We start from the raw sequence: 21,717 nt of genomic DNA, 5'->3' as shown, positions 1-21,717 counted from the left end.
GTCGGGGAGTGCGCGAGGGCACCGCGCCGTCGTCACGGACGCCGGGGCGCCGCTGCCCGTGGCCCCGCCGACGCCCGGTCCGATCGCGGTCCTGCCCACCGAGGCAGACCTGCACGTCGACGCCGTCACGGCAGCCGGGGGCACGGTGGCACCGCTCGGGGACGACACCCGCGGCGTCGTGTGGCTCGACGCCCGCGACCCGGCCGGTCTCGCCGAGGCCCTCCGCTCGGCTCCCGGCATCGGCTGGGTCCAGCTGCCCTTCGCGGGGGTCGACGCCTTCGCGCACCTGATCGAGGAACACGGCGACCGCGTCCTGTTCACCTCGGCCAAGGGTGCGTACGCCGAGCCCGTCGCCGAGCACGCCCTCGCCCTGACGCTCGGGACGCTCCGGGTCCTGCAGCAGCGTGCCCGGGCGACCTCGTGGGCCACCGAACCCCAGGGCGTCTCCCTGTACGGGCGCGAGGTCCTCGTGATCGGCGCCGGCGGCATCGCCCTCGAGTACATCCGACTCCTCGCACCGTTCGAGGTCTCGGTGACCGTGGTCCGCCGCTCGGCCGACCCCGTCCCCGGTGCCGCGCGGACGGTGACCACGGACGAGCTCGACGCCGTGCTGCCCGACGCCGACGTCGTGATGATCGCCGCGGCGATGACCGCCGGGACGGCGAAGCTGTTCGGACCCGAGCAGTTCGCGCTGATGAAGCCCAGCGCACGGCTCGTGAACATCGCCCGTGGGGGACTCGTCGATACCGACGCGCTCGTGCAGGCGCTCCGCGACGGCGAGATCGCCGCGGCGGGGCTCGACGTCACCGACCCGGAACCCCTGCCGGACGGCCACCCGCTCTGGTCGGAGCCGGGCGCGATCATCACCCCGCACCAGGCGGACACCCCGGACATGGTCGCGCCGCTCCTCGCCGAGCGCGTGCGGGTGAACACGACGGCGTTCCTCGGCGGCTCCGGCGACGGGTTCGTCGGCGTCGTGGACCCGGCTGCGGGGTACTGACGAGCGGCGCGCCCGGGATGCACGGTGGATGCGCGGGGCCGTCTCGGTGTGCTGCTATGCTGTTACCCGTTGTTCAGCTGAACAACTGATCCTCGATAGCTCAATTGGCAGAGCAGCCGGCTGTTAACCGGCAGGTTGTTGGTTCGAGTCCAACTCGGGGAGCGAACAGGCCCTCACTCTTCGGAGTGGGGGCCTTCGTCGTTGTCGGGGGTCAGGTCGTTGTCGGGGGTCAGGTCGTTGTTGGGGGTCGGGCGGGAGGCTGTTAGCGTTCACAGGTGCTCACCCTGCGTCGGACCCTCGTTGCGGGGCTCGTCCTCGTCGCGGGCCTCGGTCTGACCGCGTGCACCTCCGCCGCCGAGCCGGAGCCGGGAGGATCGCCGAGCGGGACGTCCTCCGGCCCGGTGTCCGCGTCCGGCACCGCTCCGATCGTGTTCGCGTTCGTCTGTCGGGTCGGAATCTCGGACCGGACCCAGACGTACACGACCTACTCGGCGGTCTGGGGCGATGATCGCACCGACTGTGCTGCCGAGCGGATCACCGGGACCGAGGCCTCGGCACAGCAGGCGGCTGCGGTGCGGGCGTCCCACGGGGCCGCCACGCTCGAGGAACTCGCGTCGGCGTGTGCGGTGCGCGGCGTCGCGCCGTGGACCCGACCGGTCGCGACGGCGCACCAGGCGGCGGTGGCCGACGGTGTCCTCGCGTACTGTCCGGGTCACCCGGAGCAGGACCGCCTGCGGGACGCGGTGGCGGCGTACCGGGGGTGAGCCGCGCCTGGCGGTGTCGGACGGGGACTGTCCGTCAGCCCTCGGGGTGGTCGCGCCCGGGCAGCCACGACTGGCCGGGCCCGCCCCAGCTGTTCTTCCGGATCGCCTTGGCGACCTGCTTGCCGTACGGGTGGACCAGGCGGTCGGCGTAGAGGTAGCCGTCGAGGTGGTCGTACTCGTGCTGGAAGATCCGGGCGAGCCATCCGTCCGCCTCGACCTCGAACGGTTCGCCGTGCTCGTCGACGGCACGGAGGAGTGCCCGCGGCGCCCGACGGAGCGGGAAGCGCTCCCCGGGGATCGAGAGGCAGCCCTCGGACTCCTCGTCCTCGTCGAGTTCCTCCACCGACTCCGGCGTGGCAGGAGTCGTCCACAGGACCGGGTTCACGGCCGCGCGGCGGTGCAGGACGCCGTCATCATCGGTCCATGAGTACACGAACAGTCGCTGGCCCACGCCGACCTGCGGGCCCGCGAGCCCGACCCCGGGGGCCAGGTCCATCGTCTCGAACATGTCGGCGACGAGCGCGCGCAGGGCGTCGTCGAAGTCGGTGACCTCGGCGGCGCGTTCGTGCAGGACGGGTTCACCGGTGATCCGGATCGGGAGAACGGGCATTCACCCAGGTTATCCGGCCGGTTCCTATAGCCTCGACCCGTGACGACGGACCTGACGATCCCGGACGCGGTGAACCTCACACCGTTCCAGGCGCTGATGATCCCGGTCGCGTTGGTCGGTGCCGTGTTCCTGTCGTTGGGTGCGCAGTTCCAGAGCCGCGGGGTCCAGCGCGTCGAAGCACGCCTGGGGCGGCAGTCGAAAGGCCTGAGCGTCCGGCACGTCCTGGCGCTGGTGTCGAGCGGCTCCTGGGTGCTCGGCACGATCATGCTCGGCATCGCCGTCGTCCTGCAGCTCGTCAGCATCACCTTCGCGCCGCTCATCGTCGTGCAGCCCCTCGGTGCCGTCGCCCTCGTCATCACGACGTGGTTCTCGTCGCGGTCGAGCGGCGTCCCGCTCGGGTACCGGGCGCGGCGGGCCGTGTGGACGTGCATCGTGGGCGTGGCGATCTTCGTCGGGATCGCGGCCTTCGTCGGGCACGAGAGCCCGATCACCGCGCAGCAGCTCGTCACGATCCTGGTGACCCTGGCCGTGGTGCTCGTGCTGGTGCTCGTGTCGTTCCGGATCGTCGCCAAGCACGGCAACGCGCTGTACTACATCGTCGGGGCGGGGCTCCTCTACGGCTTCGTCGCGACCCTGGCCAAGGTGACGCTGAACCGGTTCGTCAACCACACGTTCGACTGGCTCACCGTCCTGGCCATCATCGGCGTGCTCGTCGCGGCGGCGCTCGGCGGGTACTTCGTGCAGAACGCGTACTCCAGCGGGTCGGCCGACCTGGTGATCGCCGGGCTGACCGTGATCGACCCGATCGTGGCGGTGAGCATCGGCGTGATCGTCCTCGGGGAGGCCGCGGGTGCACCGTGGATCGCCGTCGCGGGGTTCGTCGTCGCAGCCGCCATCGCGATCACGGGCGTGTTCATGCTGGCCAAGCACCACCCGCAGACGCGGGCCTGACCCGGCGACCGGCCACGCGCCTCCCGGTGTCGGCGCCAGTGTGGGTGTCGGTGTCGGTGTCGGCGGGACCGTCACCGGGGTGACGGGGGTCCACCGCGAGGCTGACGTGCCCGCGCAGACCGGTACGGTAACGTTCCGAACCGACCAGACATCGCCCACGAGAGGACGACGCCCGCCGTGTCACAGGACGCCACCACCGCCACCGCCGAACCGACGGGTGCGACGGGCGGACGCCGACCGCTCCGCGTGCTGATCGCAGCGGACACCTTCGCCCCCGACGTGAACGGCGCCGCGACCTTCGCCGAGCAGCTCGCCGTCGGCCTGGCCGAACGCGGGCACGAGGTCCACATCGTCGCCCCCGCGTCCAGCCGTCACTACGGGACCTTCGACGAGGAGCACAGCGGCGTCACGCTCACCGTGCACCGCCTGAAGTCCTACAAGTGGCCGCTGCACCCGTGGCTCCGGTTCGTCTGGCCGTGGAGCGTGCGGAAGTGGACGGCCCCGATCCTCGACGCCCTGCAGCCGGACGTCCTGCACATCCAGTCGCACGTCGTCATCGGCCGCGGGATCGTGCACGAGGCGCACGACCGCCACATCCGGGTCATCGCGACGAACCACTTCATGCCCGAGAACCTGCTCGAGTACGCACCGTTCGGCCGGTGGACCCTGCCGGTCGCGCTGAAGCTCGCGTGGAGCGACGCGGCGCGGACCTACCGTCTCGCCGACGCGATCACCACGCCGACGAACCTGGCGGCGGACTACCTCCGCGACGCGATCGCCGGGCAGCAGGTCATGGCGATCTCGTGCGGGATCGACGCGTCCCGGTACGTCGCACGCGAGGGCCGACCCGCCGGCAACGACATCGTCTTCGTCGGCCGCGTCGCCCCCGAGAAGAACCTCGACGTCCTCATCCGGGCACTCGCCCTGTTGCCCGCCGAACTCAACGCGACCGTCACCGTCGTCGGTGACGGCGAGATGATCCCGAAGCTCTCCGCGCAGGCGAAGGAACTCGGCCTCCAGGACCGCGTCCGGTTCCTCGGCTTCGTCTCCGACGAGCGCAAGCGCGAGGCCCTGACGAACGCCACGGTGTTCGCGATGCCGTCGACGGCCGAGTTGCAGAGCATCTCGTCGCTCGAGGGCATGGCCTCCGGGCTGCCCGTCGTCGCCGCGAACTCGATGGCGCTGCCGCACCTGATCGACGGCAACGGCTTCCTGTTCGCCCCGGGGGACGAGCACGACCTCGCGGCCAAGCTCACCGCGGTGCTCACGGCGTCGGACGCCGACTACCGCGCGATGCGAGCGCGCAGCCTGACCATGATCGAGGCGCACGACATCAACCGCACGCTCGCGACGTTCGAGGCGCTGTATCGTGGGGAGCCGGTGGCCTGACGGCCCCCGACGAGGGGCGGTAGCCAAGCTGGTCAAGGCAGTCGGCTCATAACCGAACGATTCGCGGGTTCAAGTCCCGCCCGCCCTACGTGCACCTGCCCAAGAAGCGAGACGTCCCAGAAGACAGCAGCCAGGGTCCCACCCCGAACGTGATGTTCGAGGTGACCCGAGGTGGCACCGGCGTGCGCGTGAACGCCTTCCGGATCGGCTTCATGGGCGCGATCGGTGTGCTCGTGGCCCTGGCCGCCGGCACCATCGTCCACGAGCTCAGCACCGTCCTGGTGTACATCGGCGTCGCGCTGTTCCTGGCGCTCGGCATCGACCCGCTCGTCTCGTTCCTCGAGCGCTACATCCCGCGGTGGGCGGCCATCACGCTCGTCGGGGTCGCCATCCTGGCCGCGATCGCCGCCGTCGTGTTCGCGATCGTACCGATCCTCGTGTCCCAGGCGACGAACCTGATACAGAACTTCCCGCAGATCGTGCAGGACATCTCGGCGCAGGGGTGGTTCAAGGACCTGTCGCGGCAGTTCGCCGGGACGTTCGACCTCTCGCACGCGGTGCAGTCCGCGCAGAAGTTCGCGGAGAACCCGGGCAACCTCCTGAGCCTCGGCGGCGGCATCCTCGCGGTCGGCAGCGGGATCCTCACCGGCACGACCGGCGTCGTGATCGTGGTCATCCTGATGCTGTACTTCCTCGCCTCGATGCGCGGGATGAAGTCGATGACCTACCGGTTCGTCCCGGCGTCGCGTCGTCAGAACTTCATCGACGTCAGCGAACAGATCACGCAGGCTGTCGGCCGGTACGTGGTGGGACAGATCTCCCAGGCGCTCATCAACGGCATCCTGAGCCTCGTGTTCCTGCTCGTGATCGGCGCGCCCCTGCCGGTCCTGCTCGCGACGTTCGCGTTCCTCGGGTCCCTGATCCCGCTGGTCGGCACGCTCGGTGCGGCCGTCGTGATCTCGCTCCTGTGCTTCTTCGCGTCACCCCCGACCGCCCTGGCCGCCGCGATCTACTACCTCGTCTACATGCAGGTCGAGGCGTACATCATCTCGCCGCGCATCATGTCCCGTGCCGTGCAGGTGCCCGGCGCACTCGTCGTCATCGCCGCGGTCGCCGGTGGCACGATCGGCGGCGTGCTCGGTGCCCTGGTGGCGGTGCCGGTCGCCGCGTCGGTGATCATCATCGTGCAGAAGGTCATCTACCCCCGGCAGGAGCAGGCGTGACCGACCCGGTCGACCACGCTGCCGGTCGGGAGCGGTGGGCACGCGGACCGCGCGGACCCCTCGCCCTCGTGAACGCCCAGCGTGTCGACCACGCGCAGCCGGTGTGGCCCGTCCCGGGGGAGTGGGCGCCGGCACCCGGCGGGCTGATCGTCACCGCCGGGCTCGACGACGGCGTCGTGGTGGACGGGACCCCGGTCGACGGGACGGTCCTGGTCGCCGGCGACCAGGCAGTCGTCGCGTCCACGGTGGCGTTCCCGGACGGGTTCGCGGGCTCGGTGCACGGGCAGACCCTGCGCGTCTGGGACCCGGCCGCCGACGCGATCGCCCGGTTCGCGGGGATCGCCCGGTTCCCTGCCACGGACGAGTGGGTCACCTCCGGCACGTACCGTCCCGCGGACGGCCTGGAGGCCCGTGGCAGCGTCCTCGACGCCGCCGGCGATCCGCTGGAGGTCGCCGGGCACGTCAGCACGACCGTGGCCGACACGACGGTGGAACTGGTCGCGGTCCGGTCCGCGTCCTTCCAGGGGGCGGCACGGTTGCAGCTCATCGTGCAGGACGGCACGAGCGCGCTGCCCGAGGACGACCCGCAGAGCTCGTACTCGATGGGTCGGTTCCTGTACGTCGACGACCCCGGTCGTGCGGCCGAGGTCACGCTCGACTGGAACCTGCTCGTCCTGCCGCCGTGCGCGTTCTCGTACCAGTTCGCCTGCCCGATCCCGCCCGAGCAGAACCGCATCCCGGTCCGGGTGCTCGCCGGGGAACGCCACCCGATGGACACGTCGGGCGCCGTCTTCCACTGATCCTCGTCGGCGCGCTGGTGTTCCCAGGGCCGACGCTGCATAATGGGCCTGTCCGACAGGACATCACAATCACATATCGATGGTTCCGTTCGAGGATCCGAAGCCGCAGGTCGATGGGGAAGTCGCACCTGACGAATCGGAGGAATCGTGAACGGACCGACCACCGGGGTGCTGTACGTGCACTCCTCACCACGCGCGCTCTGCCCGCACGTCGAATGGGCGGCCGGACGCGCCATGAGCCGTGCCGTGAACTTCTCGTGGCTCGACCAGCCGGCGCAGGACGGCGCCCGGCGCACCGAGTTCACGTGGACCGGCGCCATCGGGACCGGTGCTGCGATCGCGTCCGCGTTGCGCGGCTGGGAGCACCTCCGCTACGAGGTCACCGAGGAACCGACGACGTCGTCCGACGGCGGCCGCTGGATGCACACGCCCGACCTCGGTGTCTTCTACGCCCAGACCGACGTCACCGGCAACATGGTCATCCCCGAGGACCGGGTCCGCTACGCGATGGAGGTCGCGGGCAGCAACGCCCTGGAACTCCACCGCGAGCTCCGGCTGGCGCTCGGTCAGGCGTGGGACGACGAACTCGAGCCCTTCCGTCACGCCGCGGAGGGCAACCCCGTCGTCTGGCTCCACCGCGTCGGCTGACCCACACCCCTCCTCCGATCCACGAACGCCGCCCCTCCGGGCGGCGTTCGTGCGTCCCGGCCGGGTTGCGGGCCGGCCCCGGACGGACAGGAGGCCCGTCTCGACGACGCGAGACGGGCCTCCTGGCCGAGGTGGGGGCGATCAGACGCTGCGGAACGCCACCACCGCGTTGTGACCGCCGAACCCGAACGAGTTGCTGACCGCCAGCAGGTCGCCGTCCGGCAGCGTGCGCGGCTCCCGGGCGACGTCCATGACGATCTCGGGGTCCTGCTCGGTGAGGTTGATCGTCGGCGGGGCGACGCGGTTGTACAGCGCGAGGGCGGTGAACACGGCCTCGATCGCGCCAGCGCCGCCGAGCAGGTGCCCGGTCGAGGCCTTCGTGGCGGACACGACCACGTCGTCGAGGTGGTCACCGAACACCCGACGCATCGCGTGGTACTCGGCGACGTCGCCGACCGGGGTCGAGGTGGCGTGCGCGTTCACGTGCACGACGTCCTCGCGCGAGGCACCGGCGTGCTCGAGCGCCTGCAGGACCGCACGGGCGGCAGCGCTTCCCTCGGGGTCCGGCGCGGTGATGTGGAACGCGTCCGAGGTGATGCCGGCACCGGCGACCTCGGCGTAGATCCGGGCGCCACGGGCCTCGGCGTGCTCCTTGGTCTCGAGGATCAGCGCCGCGGCGCCGTCACCGAGCACGAACCCGTCGCGGGTGACGTCGTACGGACGCGAGGCCGTCTCGGGGGAGTCGTTCCGCCGGGACAGCGCCTGCATGGCTGCGAACGCCGCCAGGGGCAGCGGGTGCAGGGCGGCCTCGGCACCACCGGTGATGACGATGTCGGCGTCGCCGCTCGCGACGTGGCGGTACGCCTCGGCGAGGGACTCCGTGCTCGACGCACAGGCCGACAGGTAGGTGCGCGCGCCACCGCGGGCACCGAACTCCATCTCGATGGCGGCGGCCGGGCCGTTCGCCATGAGCATCGGGACCGTCATCGGCATGACGCGACGCGGACCCTTCTCGCGCAGGGTGTCCCAGGCGTCGAGCAGGGTGTTGACGCCACCGATGCCGGTCGCCCAGTCGACGATCAAGCGCTCGGGGACGACGGTCTCCGGGTCGATGCCGGCGTCCGCCCAGGCTTCACGCGCGGCGACGAGCGACAGCTGCGACGACGGATCGAGCCGCTTCGTCTCGGGGCGGGTGAGCTGGTCGGTGAGGAACCGGCGCGCCTGGCCGGCGAACTCCACGGGGAGCTCCAGCTCGGCGTAGCGCGGGTCCTCGATGCGGGTGATGCCGGACTTGCCGGCGAGCAGCGCTTCCCACGTCTCCGGGGCGGTCGCAGCAAGGGGAGAGATCGCACCGATCCCGGTGACGACGACGGTCTTGTTGGTCATGGAACGACGTGCTCTTTCGTGTGGGGGAACGAGATGAGCGCCGCGGCCCGCGGTTCGCCGGGGCCGCGGCGCTCAGGAAGCTCGCGTCAGGCCTGCGCCTTGACGATGAAGTCGACGGCGTCGCCGACGGTCTTGAGGTTCTTGACCTCTTCGTCGGGGATCTTCACGTCGAACTTCTCTTCGGCGTTCACGACGATGGTCATCATCGAGATGGAGTCGATGTCGAGGTCGTCGGTGAACGACTTGTCAGCGGCGACGGTGTCGGTCGCGATGCCGGTCTCGTCGTTGATCAGCTCGGCCAGGCCGGCGAGGACTTCTTCGTTGGACAGGGCCATGAGTGTTCTCCTTGAGGGGGTGTCGTTTGACCGTAGATCAGCCTAGGGCACGAGTGGTGCGCGCGCCCGGAGGCTCGTCGGTCGGTCGTGACGGCGCCACGACCGGGGTGGGATCAGGGGAGGACGACCACCTGCGCGCCGAACACGAGGCCGGCGCCGAACCCGATCTGCAGGGCGAGACCGCCGGACAGGTCGGGGTGCTCGTCGAGCAGGCGGTGGGTGGCGAGCGGGATGCTCGCGGCGGAGGTGTTGCCCATCGTCGTGATGTCGCGGGCGATCGTCACGGACTCGGGCAGGCCGAGCTGCTTCGCGAACTCGTCGATGATGCGGATGTTCGCCTGGTGCGGCACGAACGCGGCGAGGTCGGCGGGCTGGACCCCGGCGGCCTCCAGCGCTTCGCGGGCGACCTTGACCATCTCCCACACCGCCCAGCGGAACACCGTCTGACCTGCCTGTCGCATGGTCGGTCGGGGTGCGCCGGCAGCCCACTCGTTGTACGTCGCGGTCATCCCGATGGCGTCCCACTTCGAGCCGTCGGAGCCCCAGATCGTCGGTCCGATGCCGGGGAAGTCGCTCGGGCCGACGATCGCGGCGCCGGCGCCGTCGCCGAGCAGGAACGAGATCGACCGGTCGGTCGGGTCGACGAGGTCGCTGAGCTTCTCGGCACCGATCACGAGCACGTGGTCGGCGACCCCGGACTTCACGAAGGAGTCGGCCTGCGCGATCCCGTACGCGTACCCGGCGCACGCGGCGCTGATGTCGTACGCGGCGGCCGGCGTCGCACCGATCCGCTCCGCCAGGAGGGAGGCGACCGACGGCGTGGCGACGGTGTTCGTCACGGTGCTCACGAGCACGACGCCGATCTGCGCCGGGTCGAGGCCGGCGTTCGCGATGGCGTCCCGGGCGGCGATCTCGGCGAGGTCGACGGCGTCGACACCCTCGCCGGCGCGCATCCGGGTGATGATCCCGGTGCGCTGGCGGATCCACTCGTCGGAGGAGTCGATCGGGCCGATGAGGTCCTCGTTCGGCACGACGATCTCGCCGCGGGCGGCTCCGAAGGCCAGGATGCGCGTGAACTCGTGGCCGCGGCGCTGCGCGAGCACCGGACGGGAGGAGCGGCTCGCGTCCGGCGTGGGCGTCGCGTCGGTCATGCGGTCACCCCGCCGTGCTGCTGGCTGGTCTGCGCGTCGGCCTGCTGGTCGGTCTGTGCGTCGGTCTCGGCTGCGCTCTCGAGCAGGGCGATCGCGGCGGGTAGGTCCTCCGGCGTCTTGATCGCGACGGTCGGCGTCCCGCGGAGGCCCCGCTTGGCGAGCCCGACGAGGGCACCGGCGGGCGCGAGCTCGATGATGCCCGTCACCCCCGCTGCGGCGAACGACGCCATCACGGCGTCCCAGTGCACGGGGTTCGCGATCTGCTGGACCATCAGGTCGACGAACCGGCGACCGGCGTCCACCCGGGACCCGTCGGCGTTCGTCCAGATCGGCAGCGTCGGGTCGTGCACTGATGCGGCAGCCGCGACCGGAGCCACGCGGTCGACCGCGGTGGCCATGTACCGGGTGTGGAAGGCGCCGGCGACCGCGAGCGGGATGACCCGCGCCTTCGCGGGCGGGTTCCCGGCGAGCTTCGCGATGGCGTCCGAGGCGCCAGCGACGACGGTCTGACCGCCGCCGTTGTGGTTCGCGGGCACGAGGTCGAGGGCGGCGAGGGCCTGCGTGACCTCGTCGGGGTCCCCGCCGAGGACAGCGGCCATCGAGGTCGACTCGAGCGCCGCGGCGTCGGCCATGGCACGGCCCCGCTCGGCGACGAGGGCGATCGCGTCGGTGGGCTCGAGGATGCCCGCGACCGAGGCGGCGGTGAACTCGCCGACGGAGTGTCCGGCGACGCCACCGACCAGCGAACGGCGGCCCTCGGCGAGCAGCGCGTCGGCGGTCACGAGCCCTGCGGCGACGATCAACGGCTGTGCGAGCGCCGTGTCCTTGATGGTCTCCGCGTCGGAGTTCGTCCCGTGCTCGGCGAGGTCGACCCCGATCGCGTCGGACCAGGCTCCGACCCGGTCACGGACGGAGGCGTCCTCGAGCCAGGGGGCGAGGAAGCCGGGGGTCTGGGAGCCCTGTCCGGGCGCGACGACGACGATCACCGGACAATCCTTGCCCGACTGTCCCGCGTGCCCCGTGTGGGCATCCCACACGAAACGGGGCAGGACATTGTCGAACCCCTACGGGTCAGCGTCGGGGAGCGCGGCGCCGGCTGGCGGCGGACTCGGACATCGCCCCGAGGATCAGCGCGGACTGCACGATGAGGGCGTCCCGAGCGTGGGTGGCGTCCCAACCGATGATGTCCGCGACCCGGCGCAGGCGGTAGCGCACGGTGTTCGGGTGGACGAAGAGCTCACGAGCGGTCGCCTCGAGTGAGCGGCCGGTGTCGAGGTAGCACCAGAGCGTCTGGAGCAGCTCCGTGGACTGGTCCTTCAACGGCACGTAGATGCGCTGCACGAGGGCGGACCGGGCGAGCGGGTCCCCGGCGAGTGCTCGCTCGGGGAGCAGGTCGTCGGCGAGCGCCGGACGCGGAGCACCCCGCCACGCGCGAGCGACGGCGAACCCGGCGAGGGCGGCCTTCGCGCTGGTCGAGGCGTCGACGACCCCGGGGACCTCGTTGCCGAGGACCAGGTGACCTTCGCCGAACAGCGGTTCCAGGGCCTGCGCGATGGCCATGAACGAGGTCGGTTCCTCGCCGTCCGGCACGTCCTCGCGGGGCGTGGCGCGACCGATCACGACGACGAGCCGCGAACCCTGCACCCCGACGAGCACGTCGGCGTCCATGTGCCGGGCGGTGCGGCGGATCTGGTCGACCTCGAGCTGCTTCGGGGCGGTGCCGACCAGGACCGCGACCTCGCCGTGCCCGTGCCAGCCGAGCGCGGCGATGCGGGACGGCAGCTCGTCGTCGTACTCTCCCGACAGGATCGAGTCGACCACGAGCGCCTCGAGTCGCGCGTCCCAGAGCCCGCGGGCCTCGGCGGCACGGGCGTAGACGTCAGCGGCGGCGAAGGCGATGTCGCGCGAGTACTTGAGGATCGCCTCCTGGAGCATCTCGTCGTCCTTGGCGCGTTCCTCGACCACCGTGACGACGACGCGGATGAGCTGCAGCGTCTGCTGCAGGCTCACCGAGCGCAGGAGTTCCCGCGGTGCGGAGCCGAACACGTCGGCCGCGGCGATCCACGGCGTGGACGCGGTCCCCTCGAGCCAGCTGATGAAGGACGTGATCCCGGCCTGCGCCACCATCCCGACGGCCGATCGGCGACCGGGAGGCATCTCGCTGTACCAGGGGAGGGTGTCCTCGAGTCGCTTGATGGTCGCGGTGGAGAGTTCACCGGACACCTGACGGAGCCAGGAGAGCGCCCGCTCGCGCGCGCTCTCCTGGCTCCGTGCCGACTCGTCCTTCGAGCCCGGTCGGACCGTCGTCACCGGCTGATCAGCTCTCGCCGCCCGCGCTGCCCGTGGTGCCGGCGGTCACGTCGTGCAGGCGGTACTTGTCGATCGCCTGCTGGACGAGGGAGCCGTCCAACTTGCCCTGGCGGGCCAGTTGCTGCAGCGTCCGCACGACGACCGAGGGGCCGTCGATGTGGAAGAAGCGGCGGGCCGCGGGGCGGGTGTCCGAGAAGCCGAAGCCGTCGGCGCCGAGGGTGGCGTAGTCACCCGGGACGAACGGACGGATCTGCTCCTGCACGGCGTGCATGAAGTCGCTCACCGCGATGACCGGACCCTCGGTGGACCCGAGGCGCTCGGCGACGTACGGCGTGCGGGCCGGCTCGTTCGGGTTGAGGAACGCGTGCTGCTCGGCGGCGACACCGTCGCGGTAGAGCTCACCCCAGCTCGTGACGCTCCACACGTCGGCGGACACGCCCCAGTCCTCGGCGAGGAGCTGCTGCGCCTCGAGGATCCACGGCACGGCCACACCGGACGCGAGCAGCTGGGCCTTCGGGCCGTCGTGCTCGCTCGGCTTGAGCAGGTACAGGCCCTTGAGGATGCCGTCGACGTCCAGGCCCTCGGGCTCGGCCGGCTGCACCAGCGGCTCGTTGTAGACCGTGAGGTAGTACATGACGTTCGGGTCGGCGTGCTTCGGCGAGCCGTCCTCGTTCGTGCCGTACATGCGGTCGAGGCCGGCGCGGACGATGTGTCCGATCTCGTAGCCGTAGGCCGGGTCGTAGGACACGACGGCGGGGTTCGACGCGGCGAGCAACGGCGAGTGGCCGTCGGCGTGCTGCAGGCCCTCGCCCGTGAGGGTGGTCCGGCCGGCGGTCGCGCCGATCATGAAGCCGCGGGCCATCTGGTCGCCCGCCGCCCAGATCGCGTCACCGGTGCGCTGGAAGCCGAACATCGAGTAGAAGACGTAGACCGGGATGAGCGGCTCGCCCTGCGTCGAGTACGACGTGCCCACCGCGGTGAACGCGGCGACGGCGCCCGCTTCGTTGATGCCGACGTGGATGATCTGGCCCTGCGGGCTCTCCTTGTAGGCCAGGAGGAGCTCGCGGTCGACGGACGTGTAGTGCTGCCCGTTCGGGTTGTAGATCTTCGCCGTCGGGAAGTAGGCGTCCATGCCGAACGTGCGCGCTTCGTCCGGGATGATCGGGACCACGCGGTCGCCGAAGTCCGGGGAGCGGAGCAGGTCCTTCAGCAGGCGGGCGAACGCCATGGTGGTGGCGACCTCCTGCTTGCCCGAGCCCTTCTTGGCGATCGCGTAGCGCGAGTCGTCCGGCAGGGTGATCTGGGTGTACTTCGTCCGACGCTCCGGCACGTAGCCGCCGAGTTCACGCCGGCGCTCGTGCATGTACTGGATCGCCTCGTCGTCGTGACCGGGGTGGTAGTACGGCGGCGTGTAGGGGTTCTCCTCGAGCTGGGCGTCGGAGATCGGGATGCGCATCTCGTCGCGGAACTGCTTGAGGTTGTCGAGCGTGAGCTTCTTCATCTGGTGCGTCGCGTTGCGCCCCTCGAAGCTCGGGCCGAGGCCGTAGCCCTTGACCGTCTTCGCGAGGATGACGGTCGGCTGGCCCTTGTGCTCGCTGGCGGCCTTGAACGCCGCGTAGACCTTGCGGTAGTCGTGGCCACCGCGCTTGAGGTTCCAGATCTGGTCGTCGGTGTAGTCCTTGACCAGCTCGAGCGCCTTCGGGTCGCGCCCGAAGAAGTTCTCGCGGACGTAGGCACCGTTCTCGGCCTTGTACGTCTGGTAGTCGCCGTCCGGCGTGCGGTTCATCAGGTTGAGGAGCGCGCCGTCGGTGTCACGGGCGAGCAGGTCGTCCCACTCGCGGCCCCACACGACCTTGATGACGTTCCAGCCCGCACCGCGGAAGAACGCCTCGAGCTCCTGGATGATCTTGCCGTTGCCGCGGACCGGTCCGTCGAGACGCTGCAGGTTGCAGTTGATCACGAAGTTCAGGTTGTCGAGGCCGTCGTTCGCGGCGACCTGGAGCTGCCCGCGGGACTCGACCTCGTCCATCTCGCCGTCGCCGAGGAACGCCCAGACCTGCTGCTCGGACGCGTCCTTGATGCCGCGGTTGGTCAGGTACTTCGCCTGCTGCGCCTGGTAGATCGCGTTGATCGGGCCGATGCCCATCGACACGGTCGGGAACTGCCAGAAGTGCGGCATGAGCCGGGGGTGCGGGTAGGACGACAGGCCGCCACCGGCGTGGGACTTCTCCTGCCGGAAGCCGTCGAGCTGGTCCTCGCTCAGGCGGCCTTCCATGTAGGCGCGGGCGTACATGCCGGGGGAGGCGTGGCCCTGGAAGAACACCTGGTCGCCACCGGACGGGTGGTCCTGCGCGCGGAAGAAGTGGTTGTAGCCGACCTCGTACATGGCGGCACTCGACGCGTACGTCGAGATGTGGCCGCCCACCGAGATGCCGGGACGCTGCGCGCGGTGCACCGTGATGGCCGCGTTCCAGCGGATCCACCGGCGGTACCGACGCTCGAGCTCTTCGTCGCCCGGGAACTCGGGCTCGTTCTCCGGCGCGATGGTGTTCACGTAGTCCGTGGTCGGGACCATCGGGACACCGAGGTGGAGTTCGTTGGACCGCTGCAGCAGGCTCAGCATGATCTCGCGACCGCGCTGGTGTCCGTGGGTCTGGACCAGGCCGTCGAGGGACTCACGCCATTCGGCGGTCTCCTGCGGGTCCTGGTCGTTCGTCCCGGTGCTGCTGGGGTCCTGGTCGTACACCGTCACCCTTGACCTCGTTCGTTCTCGTGGTGGTGGAAATCGTGGGCCACCGGTGGTCGGGTCACGACCGGTCGGGGCCAGCACCACCTTAGGCCCCACGGCCGACGCGCACGCTGATGGTGACACGGGCGTGGACAGTGCTTGCATTCGGAGGGCGTCGGCGTACGATTGCCCATCGTGCGTGCGCGACCTGCGTGCGCGACGACATCCGGGCCCACCCGCGCCCGAGGAAGAAGCAGCCACCGATGGCACTGGAGATCGGCTCCCTCGCGCCGGACTTCGAGCTCCCGAACCAGTTCGGTGAGCACGTCCGACTCAGCGACTTCCGCGGCATCCGTCCGGTCGCCCTCGTCTTCTTCCCGCTGGCGTTCTCGTCCGGCTGCACGAACGAGCTCTGCGCCCTGCAGGACAACATCTCGATGTTCGCCGACCAGCGCGTCGAGCTGCTGGGCATCTCCGTCGACTCGAAGGCGACGCTGCGCTCCTTCGCCGACGTGAACGGCTACGGCTTCGACCTGCTGGCGGACTTCTGGCCGCACGGGGCGGTGTCGAAGGAGTACGGCGTGTTCCTCGAGAAGAAGGGCTTCGCCACCCGCGCGACGTTCGTGATCGACGTGCAGGGCCGGATCAAGGCGTCGATCATCACCGAGCCGGGGCTGCAGCGCGACGTCGCGGAGTACCGGGCCGCGCTCGACCGGCTGGCGGCCTGCGCCGCACCCGTCGCCGTCGGCTAGCGTTCCGAACCCCTCCTGCAGCGCGGTCGCGCCACGATGGTGCGACCCGGTGACGTCCGTGACGTCACCGGGATCCGTCGCTCCGGACGAGGAGGAACGGTGCACGCCGTCGACACGGACGCACGACCGCAGGCGGTCGGCTCGGACGTCTACGCACCGTTCCCGCTGACGACCGGTCCCGGCGTGTGGGGACTCGTCCGGACCGAGGTCCGGACCGCCGGCACCACCGTGGTCGTGCACCACCGCACCGGGCCCCGTCCGGTCCTGCTGCTGCACGGCGTCGCCGGTTCGTGGACGACGTGGACCCCGCTCCTGCGTGCCGCGGACGGCGTCGGGGACCGTGGCCTCGTGCTCGTCGACCTGCCGGGGTGGGGCGCTTCCGGCGCGCCACGGGTCCCGCTCACGGTCGACGGCGCCACCGAGGTGCTCACCGCGGTGCTCGACGCGCTCGGGCTCGGGGCCGTCGACGTCGTGGGCCACTCGATGGGGGCGTTCGTCGCCATGCACCTGGCCCTGCGGCAGCCGGAGCGCGTGCGGTCGGTGTCGCTCGTCTCCGGGACGACGTGGGCGGCCACGCAGGCCTCCCGGCACCCGGTCCGGGGCGTGCTGACCCTGCCGGCGTTCGCGCTGTTGCGCGCCGGGCTCGCCGTCACCCGGGGCGTGGCGCTGCCGGTGCTCCGTGGCCTCGCCCGTGTCGGCCTGCTGCGGATGCTCGCGGCTCCCGTCTTCACGCACGTCGGACGGCTCGACCGGAGCGTGCTCGACGCCTTCGTCGCGGAACTCCGACCACGGGAGTTCCTCGCGGCTGCTCGCACCGCGGCGTCCTACGACCTGCGCCGCTGGGGCGCGGTGACGTGTCCCGTGGTGGCGGTCGCCGGGCGCGACGACGTGTTCGCGCGGCTCAGCGACCTGGACCGGCTGCGGGCGCTCCTGCCGGCCGCACGCACGGTGCTGCTCGACGACTGCGGGCACTTCGCGCACGTCGAGCACCCGGACGCGGTCGCGCGGGCCATCGGCCTCGCCTGACCCGGCGTCCCCGTACCCGGGACGCGGCAGGCGGCTCCGGGCAGGTGCGACACCGCCGCTGTCGTGCGACAGCGGGAACGTCGACCAGCGGCCGACGTCGGGCACCGCCCGCGCCGCCCGCCCGTCAGGCGTGCACGGGGAACGTCGCCGCGACGCGGGCCCGCACCTCGGCGAGCACGGCCTCGCGCATCACCGGTGAGAACAGCGAGTGGTCGCCGTCCGGCACCCGGACGACGTCGACGCTGCCGTTCCGCCCGTGTCCGGGGTACCGCCGGACGGCACGCTGGCCGCCGAGCCGGTCGAAGAGTTCGGCGTCGTCCGGCGCGACGATCATGACGACGTCGGTGCCGTGCTCGACGAGCGGCCGGACGTGTCCCAGCACCCCGCCGGCCCGGTCGCGACGTGCGATGCGGTCGCGGACCGCCTTCGGCACCACCGTGTTGTAGCGCTCGCGCACCCAGAGCCGCAGGGCCGACGGCTCGTCGATGGCGCGGAGTGCGTCGACGTAGCTCCCGGGCGCCGCGGTGCTCCGGCGGTAGTCGTTCGGACTGATCTCGACGACGAGCCGCGGGGCGTCCTCGGCCCCGCGTCCCGCGAGCCACGCCCCGGCGCACATCCCGGCGAGCACGAGGCGGTCGGACGGTGCCCCGAGCGCGGCGACGACGGCGGCCTGGTCGTCGATCCACTCCTGGGCGAACAGGAAGGTGCGCTCGTCCTCGGACACGGGCGTGCTCTCGCCGGTGCCTCGACGGTCGAAGCGGACCACGCGGGCACCGTCGCGGGCGAGTGCCCTGGCGAGCTCGACCTGGTAGTCGGTGGCGCCCACCCGGTGCTCGGCGGCGCCGTTGTGCAGGACGACGACGGGCGCGTCGGCGGCCTGGCCGGACGCGACGGTCTCGATGCCGAAGAGCGCCTCGGGGCCCATCCGGACGATCCGCTCGGACACGCGGTCGTCGACGTCGAGCACCTCGACGAGTTCGGGGGCGACGGTGGGGCGGGTGTCCTCGGGGGCCCAGGCGTCGAGCCAGGCGACGACGGTGTCGACGGCTGCGCCGGGGATCCGGGCGTGCATGCTCGTGCCGTCGAGCAGTTCACCACTGCCGGTCACCTCGGTCGTCGGGACGGTGCCGAGGCTGCGGGGAGCGGACGTGCCCGGTCGCACCAGGGCGATCGTCGGCCCCGTGCGCGGAGCGAACCCGAGCGAGTGCAGGTAGGCGGCCTCGTCCGGCTGGACGTCGATGCCGATGAGGCTCTCGACCTCCCCGAGTACGCGGTCCCCGTGGATCGTGATGGTGGCGAGGGCGCGCTGCTTGCGGAGCCACGCGCGGCCGGAGGCGGGTGCGTCCCAGAGCACGAGGGCGTCGGCCTCGTCCGCCGCCGCGGCGGCGACGAGCGCCGCGGACGCGAGTCCGACGAACGCGATCCGCTCGACGCCGGTCGAGCGGAGCACGGCGGCCGCGCGGCGCGCGGACCGGACCTGCGCGTCGGGAGCGGCGTCGGCTGCGGCGTCACCACGTCCGGACGGGTCGTAGCGCACCGAGGCGATGCCACGGGCCTCCAGGCGGTCGGCCAGGAGGCGCAGGGTGCGGTACGCGATGACGCCCTCCTGACCGAGGGGCGGGCAGATGACCACGCCGGCCCGCGCCGCGGGCGGCAGCTGCGCCGCCACGCGGATCGCGGGCCGACCAGCCCACCCGTGCAGGACGGTCACAGCGCGAGGGCCGTGCGGACGTCGGTCGGCCAGGAGCCGAGGTCCGTCCCGTGCGCGGCGAACAGGGCGATCGTGATGCGCTCGAGGCCGAACGCGATGCAGGCGCTGTGTGCGACCTCGCCGTCGGCGGTCCGGATGTCGAACGACGTGCCGAAGTGGTCCTCGTGCAGGTTCGCGGACGAGATCGCCGTGGCGTCGTGGGCGTCGCCGTAGACGGGGGTGACGAACTCGAACTTGAGCGCCTGCTCGACCTGGTTCCGGGCGAGCATCTGCCCGACGCGGCCGAAGAACGGGTCGTTCGCGGGCACGACGTCGATCTCGAGGCCGAAGGACTCCAGCAGGGCGCGCATCACCGGGATGCGGCCGTCGCGGTGCCGGGCGGCGGACTCCGGCGTCCCGATGTGCACGAACTCGTGCATGTGGAACGCCTGCAGCCGCATCGGGTCGAGGGAGGGCTCGCGGCGGAAGGAGTCGCCGACGATGTCGAAGTACCGGCCCTCCTGGGGCACGGTGTCACCGACGAGCCCGTAGACGGGGTGGCACACCGCCGGGGTGAGCATGAGGTCCGCCGGCTCGAGGAAGGACTCCCACCGCTCCCCGCGCTCACGTGCCGCGAGCAGCGCACGGTGGGTGCGGTCGTCGCCGCTGAAGCCGGAGATGGAGGCCGCGAGGTCCGGGAACGACGCGATGTAGTCGGTGCGCTCGAACGACGCGAGGGGCTCGACGGGCGGGAACCGCAGGATGTCGGCGTCGAGGTCGGCCTGGCTCGCCGTCGCGGCCGCGTCGACCGCGGTGTACACGCGTTCGAAGACGCCGGTGCGACCGTAGAGCCCGGGGGAGCCGAGGTCGATGAGGACACCGTCGGCGAGGAGCCGCGCACGGAGGGCCGCGCGGGCCTCGTCCAGGGACGTGGTGGGGGTGGTGGCTTCGATGGTCACAGGATCACTCCGGTCATGATCGCCAGTCCGGCGTCGTTCTGCAGGAGACGGTCGTTGCTCACCATGACGGCGGCACCGTGGGCGTCTCGGAGGTGGCGGGCGATGCTGAGCGGCCCGGACGCTGCGTAGCCGGCGATGCCGACGATCCGCAGTGCCTTGGTGACGAGGTCGGTGACCCGTTCCGAGGAACCGATCTTGAGCGCGTTCGCCGCGAGGGCGTAGGCGGTGGACTCCAGCACCTCGGGGTCGTCCGCGACGCCGTCGAACCGGGCCGCGGCGTGCCGGACCGTGTCGGCGAAGGACTGCAGGTCGACCAGGAGCTCGGCGAGCCGCAGTGCACCCGGCGGGGTCTGTCCGACCGCGGCACGTGCCTGCTTGCGGACGGCCCGGCGGGCGCGTTCGGCCGCCTCGACGGCGATGCCGAGCCACACCGACGCCCAGAGCACGTGCGACACGGGCAGCACGGTGCGGGCGGAGATCACGGCGTAGTCGTCGCGGAAAACACGGTCCTCGTGGGTCTCGGCGTCGAGCACCCACCCGTTGCTGCAGGTGCCGCGGAGGCCGAGGGTGTCCCAGGTCGAGGTCTGCACGAGGGTCGTCTCGGCCGGCAGCGCGATCACGAGCCGCTGGTCGGACGCGGGTGCGTCGGGGGAGCGGCGGGCGGTGACGAAGATCGCGTCCGCCTCGGTCGCGTAGGAGATGACGGGTGCGTCCTTGTGCAGACGGATGCGGCCGGCGTCGTCGCGCTCGATCGCGCAGGTGCTCCGGCGGGCGTCGCCGCCGATGCCCTTCTCGGTCGTCGACGACGCCACGAGGGCACCGTCCCGGACGGCCTCGATCGTCTCGGCCACCCCGAAGCCCACGCCACCGTGCCGCCAGAGCGCCATCGCCTGGCCCTGGTGCATCGCGAACACCATGCCGGTGGCGGCGCACGCACGGCCGAGCTCGGTCGCGATGACCGAGAGCTCGGCGAGCGTCGCACCCTCGCCACCGAGGGCGACGGGGACCGCTGCGGCGAGCAGCCCGTGCTCCTTCATCGCTGCGATCGCCTCGCGCGGCGGGCGGGAGTCGCGGTCGACCTCCTCCGCGAACTTCGCGGCGATGTCCACCACCAGGGCGGTCCGTGCCGCGAACCGGTCGGTGCCGGCCGGACGGAAGTCGTCGTCGAGGTGCTCCGGCGCGATCGTCGGGGTGCTCACGAGGCGAGCTCCGCGGCCTGGGTGATCGACTCGACGGTGGCGAAGGTCGAGCGGTTCAGCACCGCGTCGGGGAACTCCGCGTCGAGTTCGTTCTCGACCGCCAGCATCACGTTGACGGTGGCGTGCGAGGTCAGCCCGAGGGCGTAGAGGTCAGCGATCGACGCGACGTCCCACGCATCGACGGAGAGTCGCCCGTGGTCAGCGAGCGCGCGGCGGACTGCCTGTTCGGTCGCGTGGACGGCAAGGGTGCTGCCTGTCGTGGTCAGGTTCGGGTCCTGGTGCATGCAGGCAACGGTACGGGCCGGGGTGGCCCGGAAAACCGCCGTGCGGATGCGCGAAACCGCACGTGCTCAGCACCTCCTGAGTGGATGCACAGCGCACGCTCACGCGGGGCGCTCGACGGCCGGCGGTCAGCGCTCGGTGAGTGCCACCGCGGTCGCGAGGGCGAGGCCGCGCTCGTGGGAGAGGGAGATCGCGATGGAGCCGCACCCGATCGCGTCCGCGAGGGCCCTGGCGGCGCCGGAGAGCTCGACGGTCGGTGCGCCGTCACCGTCGAGCACGATGGCGATGTCGGCCAGGGGGAGCGCGTCGGTGCGCCCGGGGCGGAGGAGCTTCACGACCGCTTCCTTCCCGGCGAACCGCGCCGCGAGCCGCTCCGGGTCGTCGCCCGCGTCGGACCGCTCCCGGGCGGTGAAGACCCTGCCCAGGTAGCGCTCGCCGTGCTGGGCGATCGCGTCGGCGACCGCTCGGACGTCGGCGAGGTCGGTGCCGGTGCGGATCGTGGTCGGAGCCATGG

The 21,717-nt window shown here is 71.6% G+C and carries 21 protein-coding genes and 2 tRNA genes; 11 read left to right on the top strand and 12 right to left on the bottom strand.

Translation table 11 applies throughout. From position 1 onward, the window contains the following. The first annotated feature begins 58 nt into the window (after positions 1-58). From J7E22_RS15370 to J7E22_RS15360, 3 genes are all read left to right on the top strand, one after another. Positions 59-1,000, top strand: coding sequence for a D-isomer specific 2-hydroxyacid dehydrogenase family protein (locus J7E22_RS15370; RefSeq protein WP_308159280.1), 942 nt, complete (start codon positions 59-61; stop codon positions 998-1,000). 89 nt (positions 1,001-1,089) lie between these two features. Further along, positions 1,090-1,162: transfer RNA gene (locus tag J7E22_RS15365), tRNA-Asn, on the top strand. A gap of 113 nt (positions 1,163-1,275) precedes the next feature. Next, positions 1,276-1,764: a hypothetical protein gene (locus tag J7E22_RS15360; RefSeq protein WP_214982706.1), complete on the top strand. Its 489-nt coding sequence runs from the start codon at positions 1,276-1,278 to the stop codon at positions 1,762-1,764. Between the two features lie 34 nt (positions 1,765-1,798). Here J7E22_RS15360 and def read toward each other — a convergent pair whose 3' ends face one another. Then, on the bottom strand, positions 1,799-2,374 hold the full coding sequence (def, locus tag J7E22_RS15355) for a peptide deformylase (protein WP_214982705.1): 576 nt from the start codon (positions 2,372-2,374) through the stop codon (positions 1,799-1,801). A 39-nt stretch (positions 2,375-2,413) separates the two neighbouring features. On the opposite strand from def, the gene J7E22_RS15350 reads away from it, so the two are divergent. From J7E22_RS15350 to J7E22_RS15325, 6 genes are all read left to right on the top strand, one after another. Beyond that, entirely contained in the window at positions 2,414-3,325 is a 912-nt protein-coding gene (locus J7E22_RS15350) for a multidrug DMT transporter permease (protein ID WP_214982704.1), read from the top strand. 177 nt (positions 3,326-3,502) lie between these two features. Beyond that, positions 3,503-4,714 carry a glycosyltransferase gene (locus J7E22_RS15345; protein WP_214982703.1) on the top strand — a complete coding sequence of 404 codons (1,212 nt, stop codon included), beginning with the start codon at positions 3,503-3,505 and terminating at the stop codon, positions 4,712-4,714. A gap of 13 nt (positions 4,715-4,727) precedes the next feature. Then, positions 4,728-4,802 (top strand) — tRNA-Ile (locus tag J7E22_RS15340). A 64-nt stretch (positions 4,803-4,866) separates the two neighbouring features. Beyond that, positions 4,867-5,937 (top strand): AI-2E family transporter, encoded by a 1,071-nt coding sequence (locus J7E22_RS15335; protein WP_214982702.1) that lies wholly within the window; start codon positions 4,867-4,869, stop codon positions 5,935-5,937. Continuing rightward, a complete protein-coding gene (locus J7E22_RS18325) occupies positions 5,934-6,737 on the top strand; it encodes a DUF1684 domain-containing protein (protein WP_214982701.1) in 804 nt (267 codons plus the stop codon). Before J7E22_RS15335 ends, J7E22_RS18325 begins: the two co-directional genes overlap by 4 nt. A gap of 147 nt (positions 6,738-6,884) precedes the next feature. Further along, entirely contained in the window at positions 6,885-7,385 is a 501-nt protein-coding gene (locus J7E22_RS15325; protein WP_308159272.1) for a DUF3145 domain-containing protein, read from the top strand. 141 nt (positions 7,386-7,526) lie between these two features. Here J7E22_RS15325 and J7E22_RS15320 read toward each other — a convergent pair whose 3' ends face one another. The 6 genes from J7E22_RS15320 to aceE form a co-directional block, all read right to left on the bottom strand. Next, positions 7,527-8,771 (bottom strand): beta-ketoacyl synthase, encoded by a 1,245-nt coding sequence (locus J7E22_RS15320; RefSeq protein ID WP_214982700.1) that lies wholly within the window; start codon positions 8,769-8,771, stop codon positions 7,527-7,529. 86 nt (positions 8,772-8,857) lie between these two features. Continuing rightward, positions 8,858-9,106, bottom strand: coding sequence for an acyl carrier protein (locus J7E22_RS15315; RefSeq protein WP_058741348.1), 249 nt, complete (start codon positions 9,104-9,106; stop codon positions 8,858-8,860). Positions 9,107-9,219: 113 nt separating this feature from the next. After that, entirely contained in the window at positions 9,220-10,257 is a 1,038-nt protein-coding gene (locus J7E22_RS15310; RefSeq protein WP_251009224.1) for a beta-ketoacyl-ACP synthase III, read from the bottom strand. Then, positions 10,254-11,243 (bottom strand): ACP S-malonyltransferase, encoded by a 990-nt coding sequence (locus tag J7E22_RS15305; RefSeq protein WP_308159271.1) that lies wholly within the window; start codon positions 11,241-11,243, stop codon positions 10,254-10,256. Before J7E22_RS15305 ends, J7E22_RS15310 begins: the two co-directional genes overlap by 4 nt. Positions 11,244-11,328: 85 nt before the next feature. Continuing rightward, positions 11,329-12,567, bottom strand: a complete 1,239-nt coding sequence (locus J7E22_RS15300; RefSeq protein WP_374193282.1) for a PucR family transcriptional regulator — start codon at positions 12,565-12,567, stop codon at positions 11,329-11,331. Positions 12,568-12,574: 7 nt separating this feature from the next. Beyond that, on the bottom strand, positions 12,575-15,319 hold the full coding sequence (gene aceE / locus J7E22_RS15295; RefSeq protein WP_214982699.1) for a pyruvate dehydrogenase (acetyl-transferring), homodimeric type: 2,745 nt from the start codon (positions 15,317-15,319) through the stop codon (positions 12,575-12,577). Positions 15,320-15,558: 239 nt separating this feature from the next. On the opposite strand from aceE, the gene J7E22_RS15290 reads away from it, so the two are divergent. Both J7E22_RS15290 and J7E22_RS15285 read left to right on the top strand, forming a co-directional pair. Then, the gene (locus J7E22_RS15290; protein ID WP_214982698.1) at positions 15,559-16,047 is read left to right on the top strand and encodes a peroxiredoxin; all 489 of its coding nucleotides are present in this window, start codon (positions 15,559-15,561) and stop codon (positions 16,045-16,047) included. A 99-nt stretch (positions 16,048-16,146) separates the two neighbouring features. Beyond that, a complete protein-coding gene (locus tag J7E22_RS15285) occupies positions 16,147-17,073 on the top strand; it encodes an alpha/beta fold hydrolase (protein ID WP_214982697.1) in 927 nt (308 codons plus the stop codon). 124 nt (positions 17,074-17,197) lie between these two features. Here the strand turns inward: J7E22_RS15285 and J7E22_RS15280 are convergent, their stop codons facing one another. The 5 genes from J7E22_RS15280 to J7E22_RS15260 all read right to left on the bottom strand — a co-directional run bounded on the left by J7E22_RS15280 (position 17,198) and on the right by J7E22_RS15260 (position 21,715). Further along, entirely contained in the window at positions 17,198-18,784 is a 1,587-nt protein-coding gene (locus J7E22_RS15280; protein ID WP_214982696.1) for an alpha/beta hydrolase family protein, read from the bottom strand. Next, complete coding sequence (locus tag J7E22_RS15275) at positions 18,781-19,722, bottom strand: amino acid--[acyl-carrier-protein] ligase (protein WP_214982695.1); 942 nt, start codon at positions 19,720-19,722, stop codon at positions 18,781-18,783. Before J7E22_RS15275 ends, J7E22_RS15280 begins: the two co-directional genes overlap by 4 nt. Continuing rightward, positions 19,719-20,921, bottom strand: a complete 1,203-nt coding sequence (locus tag J7E22_RS15270; protein ID WP_214982694.1) for an acyl-CoA dehydrogenase family protein — start codon at positions 20,919-20,921, stop codon at positions 19,719-19,721. The genes J7E22_RS15275 and J7E22_RS15270 overlap by 4 nt, the downstream gene beginning before the upstream one ends. Next, complete coding sequence (locus J7E22_RS15265) at positions 20,918-21,205, bottom strand: acyl carrier protein (RefSeq protein ID WP_214982693.1); 288 nt, start codon at positions 21,203-21,205, stop codon at positions 20,918-20,920. The genes J7E22_RS15270 and J7E22_RS15265 overlap by 4 nt, the downstream gene beginning before the upstream one ends. Positions 21,206-21,331: 126 nt before the next feature. After that, a complete protein-coding gene (locus tag J7E22_RS15260; protein ID WP_214982692.1) occupies positions 21,332-21,715 on the bottom strand; it encodes a holo-ACP synthase in 384 nt (127 codons plus the stop codon). Positions 21,716-21,717: the final 2 nt, after the last annotated feature.

The sequence above is a fragment of the Curtobacterium sp. ISL-83 genome (assembly GCF_018613895.1).
Lineage (GTDB): Bacteria > Actinomycetota > Actinomycetes > Actinomycetales > Microbacteriaceae > Curtobacterium.
Note: the sequence above shows the minus strand (reverse complement) of the source record. Positions and strands in the feature narration are given on the sequence as shown.

What these genes read in the sequence shown, in the direction of transcription:
- J7E22_RS15260 (WP_214982692.1), bottom strand. Translation starts at nt 21,715, where the DNA reads ATGGCTCCGACCACGATCCGCACCGGCACCGACCTCGCCGACGTCCGA.
- J7E22_RS15315 (WP_058741348.1), bottom strand. Translation starts at nt 9,106, where the DNA reads ATGGCCCTGTCCAACGAAGAAGTCCTCGCCGGCCTGGCCGAGCTGATC.
- J7E22_RS15265 (WP_214982693.1), bottom strand. Translation starts at nt 21,205, where the DNA reads ATGCACCAGGACCCGAACCTGACCACGACAGGCAGCACCCTTGCCGTC.
- J7E22_RS15310 (WP_251009224.1), bottom strand. Translation starts at nt 10,257, where the DNA reads ATGACCGACGCGACGCCCACGCCGGACGCGAGCCGCTCCTCCCGTCCG.
- J7E22_RS15335 (WP_214982702.1), top strand. Translation starts at nt 4,867, where the DNA reads ATGTTCGAGGTGACCCGAGGTGGCACCGGCGTGCGCGTGAACGCCTTC.
- J7E22_RS15290 (WP_214982698.1), top strand. Translation starts at nt 15,559, where the DNA reads ATGGCACTGGAGATCGGCTCCCTCGCGCCGGACTTCGAGCTCCCGAAC.
- J7E22_RS15320 (WP_214982700.1), bottom strand. Translation starts at nt 8,771, where the DNA reads ATGACCAACAAGACCGTCGTCGTCACCGGGATCGGTGCGATCTCTCCC.
- def (WP_214982705.1), bottom strand. Translation starts at nt 2,374, where the DNA reads ATGCCCGTTCTCCCGATCCGGATCACCGGTGAACCCGTCCTGCACGAA.